A 13,879-nucleotide genomic window follows, 5' to 3' on the forward strand; every position below is an offset into this window, starting at 1 on the left:
GCGGACGCGGTCGCCGGCCGCGGGCTCGGCGGGCTCGTGGCGGCCGCCGCGGCCGCGGCCGCAGGCGACGGCGTGGCCGCGGTGATCGGCGGCTCGCCGAACGCGAAGGCGCCGCGCAGGGCGTACGCGCCCACGACCAGGCAGATCAGCAGCAGGGCGGCCCAGATGCCGCGCTTGAGTCCCGTGCTCACGGTGGTCCCTCCGAGTGGTCAGATCGCTCGTCGTGCGCGGCTGGTCCCGCGGACGCGGGGACCGGCCGCCCCGTCACAGCGTAGTGCGCGGTGCGGCCGGTCCGGTCCGGCCGTCAGCGGGTCAGCCCGAACCGACGGCGGGCCGCCACCAGGACGCCGGCGCCCACCGCGGCAGCGCCGGCGAGCCACCAGGCCGCCTCGTCACCGGTCTCGACCTTCTCCGGCACCGCGTGCTCCTCCGCCGGCGCGCTCTCCTCGGCGGGCTCCTGGAAGGCCGCGAGCATGGCGGCCGTGGTCGGGTCGTCCAGGTCGATCGCCTCGCCGCCCACGGCGCCGTCCGCGGCGTCGGGGAGGCCCTCGACCCCGGCGGGCAGGGGCTCGCCCACGGTGACCGTGAACGTCTCCACGCCCGCCACGTGGTCGCCATGGAAGTCCACCGTGAAGGTGTCGGTGCCCACGAAGCCCTCCTCCGGGAGGTACCAGGCCCCCAGGGAGCCGTCGTCCCGGTTGCGGAACGTGAAGAGCTCGCCGTGCTGGGGCTGGTCCACCACGGACACGTGGCTGCGCTCGATGTCGGCCATGACGCGCCGGATGCCGAGACCGTCGACGTCGGGGGCCAGGGCGGCCTCGCTCTCCCACGAGAGCGGGTACATGCCGGAGTGGTCCTGCGGATTGACGAGCGCCACGAGCTCCCCGCCCCGCTCGTCGGACAAGTCGTCGTCGGCGCCCACGACCATGGCCATGTCCAGCAGGGTGTCGCCCGCCACGACGTGATAGACCACCGGACCCGTGCCGGCCTCGCCCAGGAGGCGGCGCGTCTCCTGGACGTCCACGACGCCGCCGTCGATCAGCTCGACCGGGGTGAAGGGGACGGGGACGCCCTCGCCCGTGGGCTCGTGGTCCGCACCGGCAGGCGCCACCAGGAGGGTGAGGTCCTCGGGGTCGTAGCCGTGGTAGGTCTGGAAGTGCGCCTGTGTGACCGAGTCGGCGTCCACCTGGAAGAAGTAGCCGGACATGGGACCGTAGTCGGCCGACCAGCGGGGGCCGTCGCCCTCCACCGCGAGGGCCGGGGCGGCGAGGGCGAGGGGGGCGACGAGGCCGGCGCCGAGCACGGCGGCGGACAGGCGGGCGGCGGGACGGCGGGGGTGGGTCATCGGGTTCTCCTGGGTCGCAGCGGTCAGCGTTTCCCCGTCGCTGCGGATCCGGACCTCCCGGCGCCGCTCCGCAGGGACGACCTCATCCTGCGGCCGCCCTGACGGGCGGGGGAAGGCCCGCCGGGGCATCGACATCGACCCGTGTCCGAACCGGGACCCGGCCGTGACCTCAGCCGAGGCCGGCGGCCGCCTTCATGGCCGCGTGGGCGTCCAGCGCCTCCCGCCGGGAGGCCTTCAGGTCCACCACCGGCTCGGGATAGCCGCTCAGCGGCCGGTCCACCTCGGGCACCCAGCGCGCCACGTACCGTCCGTCGGCGTCGAACTTCGCCGCCTGCGTGTCCGGGTTGAAGATGCGGAAGTACGGCGAGGCGTCGGCGCCCGAACCGGACACCCACTGCCAGGAGACGGGGTTGTTGGCCTCGTCCGCGTCCACGAGGGTGTCCCAGAACCAGGCCTCGCCCTCCTGCCAGGGCTGGAGCATGTTCTTGCAGAACAGGGATGCCGCGGCCATGCGCACGCGGTTGTGCATCCACCCGGTCTCCCACAGCTGCCGCATGCCGGCGTCCACGAGCCGCACCCCGGTCCGTCCCCGCTGCCACGCCCGGGCCAGCGCCGGGTCCGGCCGGTACGGGAACGCGCCGAACTCGGTGCGCAGGGGCTCGGTGTCGAGGTCGGCGTAGTGGTAGGCCAGGGACCAGCAGAACTCCCGCCAGTAGAGCTGCCGGGTCCAGGCCCGCGCGTCCTGGACGGCCACGTCCGACTCCGCCGCGCGCCGGGCGGCGTGCCACAGGGTGCGCGGGGACAGCTCGCCGGAGCGCAGCCGGGGCGAGAGCCGCGAGGTCGACTCCGGGTCGCCGGGCACGTCCCGGCTCTGCCCGTAGCCGTCCAGGGCGACCTCGAGGGCGTCCAGGGCGTCGAGGGCCGCCCCCTCCCCCGGCGTCCAGTGCTCCGCCACGGTGTCCCGCCACCACTCCGGCCGGCGGTCCAGCAGCTCCAGCCCCTCCCGGTCCGTGAGCACGCCCGCGTCCCGCAGGGCGGCGAGGGACCGCTCCGTCCGCGCGGAGGGTCCGGCCAGGGCCTCGGGCACCGGGAGCACGGCGCCCACCGGGACGTCGGCCGCCGCACGGTGGAAGGGCGTGAAGACGCGGTAGTTGCGCCCCGCCCCCGTGGTCACCTCCCACGGCTCGGTGAGCAGCGCGCCGGGGTGGCTGTGCGCCTCGCGGCCCGCCTCGCCCAGCAGGGTCTTGACCCGGGCGTCGAGCGCCCGCGACCGCGGGGCGTACCGCCGCGACCACCGCACCACGGACGCGTCCAGCCCGGCCGCGACGGCGGGCACCACCTCCCGGGCGTCCCCGCGGGCATGCACCAGCGGGACCCCCAGGTCCCGCAGCCGGGCGTCGAGCGCCTCGAGGCTCCGGTGGTACCACCAGCGCGCCGCGGCCCCGAGCGGCCGCGGACCGAGGCGGCCGGCGTCGTCGTCCTCTGCGCCCTTCTCGCGGATCCACAGCGCGACGACGTCGCCGCGCCCTGCCGCCTGGGCTCGCGCATCCTCCACGGCGGCGGTGAGGGCCTCGTGGTCGAGGGTGCGCAGGTCGTCGCGGAGCCAGAGCAGTGTGGTCATGAAGTCCAGCATGCCCGGCGGTGCCGCCCTCGCGGTGATGGGGGCCCGGACCAGCCGGACCCGCACTGCTCAGCGCAGGCCGAAGGAGCGGCGGAAGCGCACCATCGCGACGGCGCCCACGGCCGCCAGACCCGCCAGCCACCAGGCGGCGGTGTCGCCGGTCTCGACCTTCTCCGGCACGGTGTGGCCGTCCTCGTCCGCGACAGGCGCAGTCGGCTCCGGCTCAGGGGCCGGGGTCGGCTCCGGGGTGGGGGCCGGAGTCGGCTCCGGGGTCGGCTCCGGCTCAGGGGTGGGGGTCGGAGTCGGCTCAGGGGTCGGCTCCGGCTCAGGGGTCGGGGTCGGCTCCGGCTCAGGGGTCGGGGTCGGCTCCGGCTCAGGGGTCGGCTCCGGCTCGGCGGGCTCGATCGGGGTGGGGGTGGAGTCGCCCGGCAGGTCCAAGACGTCCACCACGAAGGTCACTGTGCGGATCTCGCCCAGCTGGGTCATCTCCACCGTGAAGGTGTCCCGGCCCAGGAAGTCCTCGTCAGGGGTGTAGCCGTAGGAGAACTCACCGATGGTCACCGTGCCGTTCTCGGGCTTCGTGACGAGGGTGGCCTTCATCGGGGCCGCAGCACCCTCGCCGTCGGTGGTGAGGTAGGTGATGTGGGTCTCATTCTGGTCCGTCTGGACGTACCACGTGGCGTTGCGGGCCCATTCGTCATGGGGGAAGTAGTCCTCGTCCTCATAGGGGGTGAGGGTGCCCTCCGCGTCGACGTCGGCACCGAAGGCCAGCTGGCCCGCGCCGTAGACGTCGATCGAGTAGTCGTCGCCCTCGGACAGGGCTGCGGCCTCGAGGAGCGCGGTGGTGTCGATGAGCCCCGCGTCGGCCAGCGTCGAGTAGATGACGGGGGTCGGGAAGGCGGGGGCCACCTCCGCGTTCGGATCGAAGTCCCACGCGGAGACCTCGAGGTCCGTGGTGGTTCCGTCGGCGGCCGTGACCACGACGTGCACATCCGAGACGTCGAAGTTGTCCAGCAGACCGAACTCGATCGGCGCGTACTGACCGGCGAAGCTGGAGAGGAACGTGCCGGCCGGCACGCCGTGCTCCTCGGTCCAGTCGGCGGCGGAGGCGGGCGCCGCGGCGCCGCCTGCCAGAACGGCCGCGCCGAGGACGGCGGCGGCGAGGCGGGGGGTGTGGAGGCGAACGGTGGTCATGGTGCTCCTCAGATCGGGAGGGGGCGGACAGCACAACAGAGCGGTGACGTCGGTCACGCTGCTGTCAGGACACTGAGGTCGGTCTGGAAAGTCACCGAACGCCGTGACGTCACGGGCGACGCTCGGGTCGGGCCCGCGGGACGAGGGGGCCATGGGCGCGGCGCTCCGCGTGACCGCTGGGAGCGTGTGCGGCTCGGACCTGCGGCCCTACCGCGGAGCCGGGCAGGTCGACCACGCGGCAATGGGTCACGACTACCCGGGCGAGGTCATGAAGCTCGGCTTCGCGGTGACCGGCTGTCCGTGGGCGGCCACGTCGTCGGCTCCTCCGTGGCCTCGTGCAAGCGTGGGCGATCGGCCGGGCCGGCTACCAGTGGCGCAGCGTGCGGGTCGGAGGGAGGGGCTCGGTGGGCGTGCAGGTCGAGCACGCCCGCATTCGATGCCCTCCGGCACCCTCGTGCGCATTCCGGGCGGCGCATGCTCCCGGACCCGATCCGGCGCATCCAGGAGTGCAGGATCGACCCCGGCGCGGCGTTCGACCCGGCCCTGCTGCTGGAGCGTCCGCACTGATGCACGAGCGCCGCGCCCTGGAGGCGCTGGTGACCACGTCCTGACCGTCGATCTGCACACAAAGGCCCGGTCCGTGTGGACCGGGCCTTCGAGCTTCCGTGGAGGTAAGGGGATTCGAACCCCTGACCTTCTGCATGCCATGCAGACGCGCTACCAACTGCGCCATACCCCCGAGATCGGGCGCCCCTCCCCGGCGGACCGGGCCGGAGCGACTCGAGAACACTAACCGAGCCGCACCCTCGCGCGCAAATCGGCGGTGCGACGCCGCGAATGCCGTGCTCGGCGGCCAGGGCGGCCACAGGCCGCTCTGTGTGGTCCACGGGCAGGCCCGCGTCCTCCTGCCGACACGGCGCGGAGTCGCCGGGGCCTCGGCCCGCCGAGTCGCGCTGACGAACGGGTGGAGGAGCCCCGCCCGGTGGCGGAGACGATGCCGATCGGCAGGGACGTGGACACGGCCATCGCGAGCGACGCGCGGATGATCGGGACCTCGTCGACCGCGTCCGCGGCGCGCCCCCGCGCGAGCGTGACGCGTGGCACGTTCCCCGGCTGCATGCCGGGGGAATGGCGGGCTGACATGGACGAAGGGCCGGGACATCCCCCGATGTCCCGGCCCTTCCCTGCGGTGGAGGTAAGGGGATTCGAACCCCTGACCTTCTGCATGCCATGCAGACGCGCTACCAACTGCGCCATACCCCCGTGTGCGGGTGTCGCCCCCACGCCGGATCTCTCCGAACCCGTTCAGGCAACTCCACAAGTGTAGACCATGCCACGCCCGTCGTCCACTCCGGGCCTCTCGCCGGAGGGATCGACCGCCTCAGACGCCGTAGCCGGCCAGGCTCCAGCGGCCGGGCCCCTCCGAGCCCTCCCCCGCGAAGGCCCCCTCGAGGATCGCCGCCCGGGCGTTGTCGATGCGCGGGATCGCGGCGAACTCCGCACCCTCCCGGCCGAGGGCGAGCCCCACGGCGGCGCGGATGACCGCTCCGTGGGCCACCACGAGCAGCGTGCGGAGTCCGCCGTCCCCCGGTGCGTCGACGTCGGACGCGGTCCACCCGGCTTGAGCGGCGTGCCGGGCTGCGGCGGCCAGGACGCGCCGCCCTCCGTCCCGGAGCACCTCTCCCCCGACCGGCCCGGCGTCGAGATCCGGCACGGTGCGCCATGCGTGATGCTCCCGGGGCCACCGCTGCGCGATCGCGGCCATCTCCAGGCCCTCCCAGGCACCGCCGCCGAGCTCCCGCAGCTCGGGGTCCACGGTCAGGTCCGCGGCGCCCACCGAGTCCTCCAGGACGATCTCGGCGGTCCGGCGCGCGCGCACCAGGGGCGAGGTGACGGCCCTCAGGGCGCAGCCCTGCTGGAGGAGGTCACCGACCGGACCGGCGGCCGCCGCGCGCGCCTGCCGCTCGCCGGTGCGGTTCAGCTCCACATCCGAGCCGCCCTGGTAGCGGTCCAGGGCGTTCCACTCGGTCTGCCCGTGCCGCAGCAGGATCAGCCGCACGGGGTTCAGGAGCGCGGGGCGCCGGCCGCCTCGGCATCGGCGTCGGTGTCCGGTCGGACGGCGTCGTCGGGCAGGCCCAGGTCGATCTGCGGGCTGTCCTTCCACAGGCGGTCCAGCGCGTAGAACTCGCGGTCCTCCCTGTGCTGGACGTGCACCACGAAGTGGCCGTAGTCGAGGAGCACCCAGTGCCCGTCCGAACGACCCTCACGGCGCAACGGCTTGATCTGCTCCGCCGCGAGCAGGCGCTCCTCGATCCCGTCGACGATGGCGTTGACCTGGCGCTCGGAGGCACCGGAGGCGATCAGGAACGCGTCGGTCAGGCCGAGGCGCTCGGCCACGTCCACGGCGACGACGTGCGTGGCCACCTTCTCGACGGCCGCGGCGGCGGCCACCTTGAGGGCGTCGAGGGTGGTCTGGGGAACGGTCACGGTGCTCCTAGGGGTGGGGTGTGCAGAGATTCAGAGAAGGAAGGCCACGAGCAGGGCCACGAGCAGGGCCAGGAGCACGAGAGCCCCCAGCAGGAGGAGGGCGCGGTTCCGTGAACCGGCGCCGGCGGGCTCTCCGTCGCGCGCCGGAGGCGCGGTCACCGGGGCGGCGGGCGCGACGGCGTCCCCCTGAGTCGCGGCGGCAGGCCGAGGCGACGGGACGAGGGACACGGCGTCGGCGTCGTCCTGCGGGGAGTGCAGGCGGGTCCAGGGCGAGGACGCCTCAACCCGGCGGATCTCCGCGGTGTCCGGGCCCGTGCGCGCCAGCCCCTCCGCGAGCGCGGTCGGGGCCTCCTCCACGAACGGCGGAGGGGTCGTCCTGCGGTCCCTGGGGTCGACCACGGCCGGTGCGGGCACCCCCTCGGACTCGACAGGGCGCGGGTCGGCGGGCCGGCAGTCGACGTCCTGGGATCCGGCGGGACGGGGCTCGACGTCCTGGGGCTGGTCGGGATCGGCGGGGGTGGCCTCGGGGTCGGGGGCCGACGGGGACTGCGCGACAGAGGGCACCGCCGCAGTGCCGGAGTGCAGCCGGGCGTGCGCCGCCGGGCTGATGGGGTCGCGACGGCCGCGATCCGCCTCGTCTGCGGCGGTCTCCTCCGCCAGGACGGCGCGCAGCAGCTCGTCCTCGGGGTCGAGTCCTCCGGACCCGTGAGGCGTGGTCATGGCCGGTCTCCCTCCGTGTCGTAGAGGTGGTGCTTGTTGATGTACTGGACGACCCCGTCCGGGACGAGGTACCAGACGGGCCGTCCCCGGGCCACGCGGTCGCGGCAGTCGGTCGAGGAGATGGCCATGGCGGGGATCTCCATGAGCGAGATGTCGTCCTCGAGCCCGAGGTCGGCCAGGGCGTAGCCGGGGCGGGTGACGCCCACGAAGTGCGCCAGGTCCCACAGCTCCTCGACGTCCTTCCAGGTCAGGATCTGGCCCAGGGCGTCAGCCCCCGTGATGAAGAAGAGCTCGGAGTCGGGCCGACGGGCGCGGATGTCCCGCAGCGTGTCCGCGGTGTAGGTGTTGCCCGGGCGGTCGATGTCCACGCGGGACACCGTGAACCGGGGGTTGGACGCGGTGGCCACCACCGTCATCAGGTAGCGGTGCTCCGCAGGGCTCACCTGCCTGTCCGACTTCTGCCAGGGCTGGCCGGTGGGGACGAACACCACCTCGTCCAGCTCGAACTCCGCGGCCACCTCGCTGGCGGCCACCAGGTGTCCGTGGTGGATCGGATCGAAGGTGCCGCCCATGATCCCGAGGCGGTGACGACGGTGCCCGGCGGCATCGTCCGCGGGGCGTGTGGCGACGGTCATGCGGTGACGGATCGGTCCGCTCCCCCGCACGGGGGATCAGTGGCCCGCGCTGTGGGAGCCGGTGCCGTGGGTGCCGGCGTGACCCGTGCCGCGGTGCTGGACGGCGGTGGTGGGCGCCGGGTGGCGCAGGCCCACGGAGCGCATGGACAGCACGGCGAGCAGGGCTGCCATCAGGAGGACGAAGGTGATGACGCCGTACCAGACGGGGTCCATCGGCAGCTCGTTGACGATGTCGTGGCCGCCCTCGGCCGCGGCCAGGATCAGGGAGGTGTTCAGCATGGGGTGCTCCTCGGTGCGTGGGTGCGGGGGCCGGGCACGGTCCCGGCCCCGTGGGACTCGCTCTCGAGTCTAGCGGGCGTCAGCGCCGGACCTGGCCCGTGCCGCGCAGGACCCACTTGGTGGTCGTGAGCTCCTCGAGGCCCATGGGGCCGCGGGCATGCATGCGCTGCGTGGAGATGCCCACCTCCGCGCCGAGGCCGAGCTGGCCGCCGTCGGTGAAGCGGGTGGAGGCGTTGACGATCACCGCGGCCGCGTCCACCTCGGTGACGAACCGGTCCGCGTTCGCCAGGTCGTTGGTGACGATGGCCTCGGTGTGGCCGGTGGACCAGCGGCGGATGTGAGCCATCGCGTCGTCGATCGACGGCACGGTCCGCACCGCCATCTCCAGGTCGAGGTACTCCCGGCCCCAGTCCTCCTCGGTCGCGTCCTGGGGCTCCCGGGCGTCCGGGTCGCGGTCGTGCTCGGGCGGCAGCAGGCTCCGGGCACCGGCGTCGAGGTGCAGCAGCACGCCGGCGCGCATCAGGGCGCGCAGGACCTCGCGGCCGGCCTCGGCGGCGTCCTCATGGATCAGGAGCGTCTCGGCCGCGTTGCACACCGAGGTGCGGTGCGTCTTGGCGTTGACGGCGATGTCCACGGCCATCTCGACGGGCGCCGTGGCGTCGAGATACAGGTGCACGTTGCCCTCGCCGGTCTCGATCACCGGGACGCGGGCCTCGCGGACCACGCGCTGGATGAGCTCGCGCCCGCCCCGAGGCACCAGGACGTCCACGGACCCGCGGGTGGCCATCATCGCCGCGACGCCGGCCCGCCCCAGGTCGTCGATGCCCTGGATGAGGTTCGCATCGAACCCCTGGGCGCTGACGGACTCCCGCAGGACCTGGACCAGGACGGTGTTGGTGCGCTCGGCCGCGGAGCCGCCGCGCAGGATGACCGCGTTGCCGGACTTCAGCGCGATGCCGGCGATGTCCACCGTGACGTTCGGACGCGCCTCGTACACCGCCCCGACGACACCCAGCGGCACGCGCACCTGCGCCATGTGGATGCCGTTGGGCAGGTCGCCGCCCCGCACCACCGAGCCGACCGGGTCCGGCAGGCCCGCGAGGGACTCCAGTGCCAGCGCCAGCGCCTCGAGGCGGTCCTCATCCAGCCGCAGCCGGTCCAACAGGGCACCAGAGGTGCCCGCCTCCTCGCCGCGGGCCATGTCCTCGCGGTTGGCCTCCAGGATGGAGACGGAGGCGGCACGGACGGCGTCTGCCATCGCGCGCAGCGTGTCGTCCTTGCGGTCCCGACCGGCCCGGGCCAGCTCGGGGGCGGCCGCGCGCGCCCACGCCGAGCGCTCCAGGACCTGGTCCACGATCCCCTGGGAGGGCGCGTCGTCGTGTGCGGTGTCCGTGGTCTCGGTGCTCATGCCCGTCACTCTAGCCAGGCCCCGTGGCCGGCGTCAGAGGAAGGCGGAGTGGGTCGGGGCCAGGCGCACCCAGTCGTCCGCGTGGACCACGACGCCGTCGTACCCCTCGCCCAGGTCCGCCTTCAGCTCGGAGGTCTTGCGGCCGAGCATGCGGGGCAGCTGGGGGGACGAGTACGCCACGAGTCCGCGGGCCAGCACGCGCCCGCCCGCGTCGGCGATCTCCACGACGTCGCCCGCCGTGAACTCGCCGGTCGCGGCGGTGATGCCCGCGGCCAGCAGGGAGCGGCCCCGGTCGATGGCCCCGGCCACGGCGCCGTCGTCGATGGTGAGGCGGCCCCGCACCTGGGCCGTGAGGCCCAGCCACGCGGCGCGGGCCGAGCGGCGCCGACCCGCGGCGGAGAACCACGTGCCCACGTCCTCGCCCTCGAACGCCTCGGCGGCCCGGTCCGCGGAGGTCAGCAGCGTGGGGATGCCGGTGGTCGCGGCGATGCCGGCGGCGTCCACCTTGGTCACCATGCCGCCCGTGCCCACCCCCGCCGAGCCGGGCGTCCGGACGTCCACGCCGGCGATGTCCGCGTCAGACGACACGGTGTCGATCCGGCGCGAGTCCGGCTTGGACGGGTGGCCCGTGTACAGCGCGTCCACGTCGGACAGCAGGACGAGCAGGTCGGCCTTGACCAGGTTCGCGGTGAGCGCCGCGAGACGGTCGTTGTCGCCGAAGCGGATCTCGCGCGTGGCCACGGCGTCGTTCTCGTTCACGATCGGCAGCACGTCCAGCGTCAGCAGACGGGCGAGGGCGCGGTGCGCGTTGATGTACTGGCCGCGGCGCATGAGCTCCTCGGCGGTGAGCAGGACCTGGGCCACGGTGGTGTCGTACCGGGCGAAGGACTGCGAGTAGTACGCCACGAGGCGGTTCTGGCCCACCGCGGCGGAGGCCTGCTGCGTGGCCGTGTCCTTGGGGCGGCGCGTCAGGCCGAGCGCCGGGAAACCCGCGGCGACGGCCCCGGAGGAGACGAGCACCACCTGCATGCCGCGCCCGCGCAGGGTGGCGATGAGGTCCACCAGGGCGTCGATCGCCGCCGTCTTGAGGCCCTCGGGGGTGGTCAGCGACGAGGAGCCGATCTTGATCACCACCCGGCGCGCGTCCCGGAGGTCCCCGCGGTTCACCACGGGGTTCGCCCGGGGGTCGCCCGCCGCGCCGGTGGCGGGCGTGGCGTAGCGGAAGACGGTGGTGCGGCGTTCGGCCATGGAAGGCGCTCTCCTCGTGGGTCGCGGTCAGGGCAGGGCGGTCACCCGCCGCTCCGGCCCCTGCGGGCCGGAGACGTCACCGTCCATCTTCGCCCGGATCCGCCTCGGTCGCATCGTCTGAGACCGTCCACAGCCCGGAGCGACGCTCGGCCTCCATCTCGGCGCGCGTGGCGGCGCGGGCAGCCCGGCGCTGGTCCTGCTCGGCGCGCTTCTCGGCGCGGGTGGCGCGGGTGCGCTCCTCCATGCGGACGTCCGTGCCACGGGGGCCCGCCAGCAGCTCCGCACCGGCGGAGAGCGTGGGCTCCCAGTCGAAGACGACGCCGGTCTCGTCGTCGCCGATCACCACGGCGTCGCCCGGGACGGCCCCGGCCGTGAACAGGCCGTCCTCCACGCCGGCGCGCTGCAGGCGGTCGGCCAGGTAGCCCACGGCCTCGTCGTTCTGGAAGTCGGTCTGGGCGACCCACTTCTCCGGCTTGTCGCCGCGGACGCGGAACAGCGGGGCCAGGCCCCGCTCCTCGCGGTGGATCGTGAAGTCGGCGTCCTTGCCACGGCGACGGCGGCGGGGCACCTCCACGGCCACGGGCGCCTCCTTGGGCTCGGGCTCACGCGCGCGGGCCTCCTCGACCAGCCCTGCCATGGCGTACTTCAGGGCCTCGAGGCCCTCGTGGGCGAGCGCGGAGACCTCGAAGACCCGCAGACCCCGCTCCTCCAGCTGCGCGCGCACCAGATCCGCCATGTCCTGGCCGTCGGGCAGGTCGGTCTTGTTCAGGGCGACCAGGCGCGGGCGCTCGTTCAGCGGCACCACGCCCTCCCCGCCCTGGGAGAACACCGGCTCGACGGCGTAGGCCTCGAGTTCGGTCTCGATCGCCTCGAAGTCGGACAACGGGTCCCGCTCCGGGTCCAGCGTGCCGCAGTCGAGCACATGCACGAGGGCCGCGCAGCGTTCCACATGGCGCAGGAACTCCAGGCCCAGGCCCTTGCCCTCCGACGCCCCGGGGATCAGTCCGGGCACGTCCGCCACCGTGTAGCGCACCTCCCCGGCCTGCACCACGCCCAGGTTGGGCACCAATGTGGTGAACGGGTAGTCCGCCACCTTGGGGCGCGCGGCCGAGATCGCCGCGATCAGCGAGGACTTGCCGGCCGAGGGGTAGCCCACCAGGGCCACGTCCGCCACGGTCTTGATCTCCAGGACCAGCTCACGGCTCTCCCCCGGCAGGCCCAGCAGGGCGAAGCCCGGAGCCTTGCGCTTGACGGAGGCCAACGCGGCGTTGCCGAGCCCGCCCTGGCCGCCGGCTGCCGCGGTGAAGCTGGCACCCTCGCCCACGAGGTCGGCCAGGATGTTGCCGTCCCGGTCCTTCACCACGGTGCCGTCCGGCACGGGGAGCACCAGGTGCTCCCCATCCTTGCCGGCGCGGTGGTCGCCCATCCCCGGCTGGCCGTTCTCCGCCGAGCGGTGCGGGACGTGGTGGTAGTTCAGCAGCGTCGTGGTCTGGTGGTCCACCACCAGGGTGATGTCGCCGCCGTCGCCGCCCTGGCCGCCGTCCGGGCCGCCCAGGGGCTTGAACTTCTCCCGCTTGACGGACACGCAGCCGTGCCCGCCGTCGCCGGCGGTGAGGTGGAGGACCACGCGGTCCACGAAGGCTGCCATGAGGGCTCCTGACGGGTGGAGTGGAACGGGGAAGGAGACGACGACGGCGGGGGCGGGTCCTGTTGAACAGTGACCCGCCCCCGCCGGAGCGTCAGAGGAGACCGAGGGCGACCGCAGCGCGGACGGCCCCCGGGCTCACGCCGGGAGTGAGTGGATCACTCGGCGGCGGCGACGATGTCCACGACCTTGCGGCCGCGACGCTGCCCGAAGGCCACGGTGCCCGCGGAGAGCGCGAACAGGGTGTCGTCCTTGCCGCGGCCGACGTTGCGGCCCGGGTGGAACTTGGTGCCGCGCTGGCGGACGATGATCTCGCCGGCGTTGACGTCCTCGCCGCCGTAGCGCTTGACGCCGAGGTACTGCGGGTTCGAGTCGCGGCCGTTCTTCGAGGAACTGCCGGCCTTCTTATGTGCCATTGCTGTTACCTGTCTTTCTGGATGCTGCGGGTGGCGCGGGTCGCGTCAGCGACTCAGGCGATCCCGGTGATCTTGACCGTGGACAGCTCAGAGCGGTGGCCCTGGCGCTTCTTGTAGCCGGTCTTGTTCTTGTACTTCTGGATGACGATCTTCTTGCCACGGGAGTGGGAGACAACCTCTGCGGTCACCTTCACACCGGCGGCGTCGGCGCCGGCCTTGACCTCGGACCCGTCCACCAGCATCAGAGCGGGCAGCTCGACGGAGCCACCGGTCTCAGCGGGGACGCGGTCGAGGGTAACGAGGTCTCCGACGGAGACCTTCTCCTGGCGGCCGCCAGCGCGGACAATCGCGTACACCACTTGGGACTCACTTCTCTCGACGTTGCATGGATACGTGTTTCAGGTCCACTCGCCCGCACCTCGACCGCAGCGCGTCCGGGTCCGGTGATCCCAGGAACGGGACATGCGGGAAGCCTGCGGGGTGGACACCGAGTGTCGATCATACTCGGTGGCCTACCTCCGGGCCAAACGGGGTGTGTCGGGCGTGGCGCCCGCCCGACGTCCGGTGCGTGGCGCCCGCCCGGCGGCCGGGGTGCGCCGCCCACGTGCTGGCGGCGCGCCCCTCCCCTCACCCGGCGCGGACGATGTCCTCGGCCTTGACGCCCACGCCCAGCATCACGGGGGCTGGACCGTCCGCCTGCGGGCGCGCCGGAGTGGACGCGGCCTGCGCGGTGAAGCGCGAGCCCCGGGCCTCGCCCGCGGTCTGGACGCTCACCTGGCCGCCGTCGGAGGAGACGGCGCGGCGGGAGCGGCGGCGGGCCGGCCGTGCCGACGGCGCGGCCTCAACGGCGTCCGCGGCGGCGGGCGCCCGGGGCGACACCG

At 73.9% G+C, this 13,879-nt stretch carries 15 protein-coding genes and 2 tRNA genes; all 17 read right to left on the reverse strand.

Going from position 1 to position 13,879, the window contains the following annotated elements; genetic code table 11:
* Positions 1-191, reverse strand: a 191-nt coding sequence (locus MA879_RS11525) for a hypothetical protein (protein WP_418001252.1), incomplete at its 3' end; no start/stop codon positions are given.
* A 113-nt stretch (positions 192-304) separates the two neighbouring features.
* Positions 305-1,345 (reverse strand): hypothetical protein, encoded by a 1,041-nt coding sequence (locus MA879_RS11530; RefSeq protein ID WP_248126600.1) that lies wholly within the window; start codon positions 1,343-1,345, stop codon positions 305-307.
* Positions 1,346-1,514: 169 nt separating this feature from the next.
* A complete protein-coding gene (locus MA879_RS11535; protein WP_248126602.1) occupies positions 1,515-2,966 on the reverse strand; it encodes a cryptochrome/photolyase family protein in 1,452 nt (483 codons plus the stop codon).
* 69 nt (positions 2,967-3,035) lie between these two features.
* A complete protein-coding gene (locus MA879_RS11540) occupies positions 3,036-4,160 on the reverse strand; it encodes an Ig-like domain-containing protein (RefSeq protein WP_248126604.1) in 1,125 nt (374 codons plus the stop codon).
* Positions 4,161-4,826: 666 nt separating this feature from the next.
* Positions 4,827-4,899 (reverse strand) — tRNA-Ala (locus MA879_RS11550).
* A 451-nt stretch (positions 4,900-5,350) separates the two neighbouring features.
* Positions 5,351-5,423 (reverse strand) — tRNA-Ala (locus MA879_RS11555).
* A 118-nt stretch (positions 5,424-5,541) separates the two neighbouring features.
* Complete coding sequence (locus MA879_RS11560; RefSeq protein WP_248126607.1) at positions 5,542-6,219, reverse strand: histidine phosphatase family protein; 678 nt, start codon at positions 6,217-6,219, stop codon at positions 5,542-5,544.
* A gap of 5 nt (positions 6,220-6,224) precedes the next feature.
* The gene (rsfS, locus tag MA879_RS11565) at positions 6,225-6,647 is read right to left on the reverse strand and encodes a ribosome silencing factor (protein WP_248126611.1); all 423 of its coding nucleotides are present in this window, start codon (positions 6,645-6,647) and stop codon (positions 6,225-6,227) included.
* Positions 6,648-6,677: 30 nt separating this feature from the next.
* A complete protein-coding gene (locus MA879_RS11570) occupies positions 6,678-7,367 on the reverse strand; it encodes a hypothetical protein (protein ID WP_248126614.1) in 690 nt (229 codons plus the stop codon).
* Positions 7,364-8,002, reverse strand: coding sequence for a nicotinate-nucleotide adenylyltransferase (gene nadD / locus MA879_RS11575; protein ID WP_248126617.1), 639 nt, complete (start codon positions 8,000-8,002; stop codon positions 7,364-7,366). Before nadD ends, MA879_RS11570 begins: the two co-directional genes overlap by 4 nt.
* 36 nt (positions 8,003-8,038) lie before the next feature.
* Positions 8,039-8,281: a hypothetical protein gene (locus MA879_RS11580; RefSeq protein ID WP_248126620.1), complete on the reverse strand. Its 243-nt coding sequence runs from the start codon at positions 8,279-8,281 to the stop codon at positions 8,039-8,041.
* Positions 8,282-8,360: 79 nt separating this feature from the next.
* Positions 8,361-9,689 carry a glutamate-5-semialdehyde dehydrogenase gene (locus MA879_RS11585; protein WP_248126622.1) on the reverse strand — a complete coding sequence of 443 codons (1,329 nt, stop codon included), beginning with the start codon at positions 9,687-9,689 and terminating at the stop codon, positions 8,361-8,363.
* A 33-nt stretch (positions 9,690-9,722) separates the two neighbouring features.
* The gene (gene proB / locus MA879_RS11590; protein WP_248126624.1) at positions 9,723-10,937 is read right to left on the reverse strand and encodes a glutamate 5-kinase; all 1,215 of its coding nucleotides are present in this window, start codon (positions 10,935-10,937) and stop codon (positions 9,723-9,725) included.
* A gap of 76 nt (positions 10,938-11,013) precedes the next feature.
* On the reverse strand, positions 11,014-12,585 hold the full coding sequence (gene obgE / locus MA879_RS11595; protein WP_248126627.1) for a GTPase ObgE: 1,572 nt from the start codon (positions 12,583-12,585) through the stop codon (positions 11,014-11,016).
* Positions 12,586-12,740: 155 nt separating this feature from the next.
* Positions 12,741-12,998, reverse strand: coding sequence for a 50S ribosomal protein L27 (gene rpmA, locus MA879_RS11600; protein ID WP_135027898.1), 258 nt, complete (start codon positions 12,996-12,998; stop codon positions 12,741-12,743).
* A 53-nt stretch (positions 12,999-13,051) separates the two neighbouring features.
* Positions 13,052-13,357 (reverse strand): 50S ribosomal protein L21, encoded by a 306-nt coding sequence (gene rplU / locus MA879_RS11605; RefSeq protein WP_135027900.1) that lies wholly within the window; start codon positions 13,355-13,357, stop codon positions 13,052-13,054.
* Between the two features lie 268 nt (positions 13,358-13,625).
* Positions 13,626-13,879 (reverse strand): hypothetical protein (locus MA879_RS11610; protein WP_248126630.1); only part of this gene is annotated, 254 nt, incomplete at its 5' end.

Origin of the sequence: Micrococcus lacusdianchii (genome assembly GCF_023155805.1) — a bacterium.
In the GTDB taxonomy this organism is placed as follows: Bacteria; Actinomycetota; Actinomycetes; order Actinomycetales; family Micrococcaceae; genus Micrococcus; species Micrococcus lacusdianchii.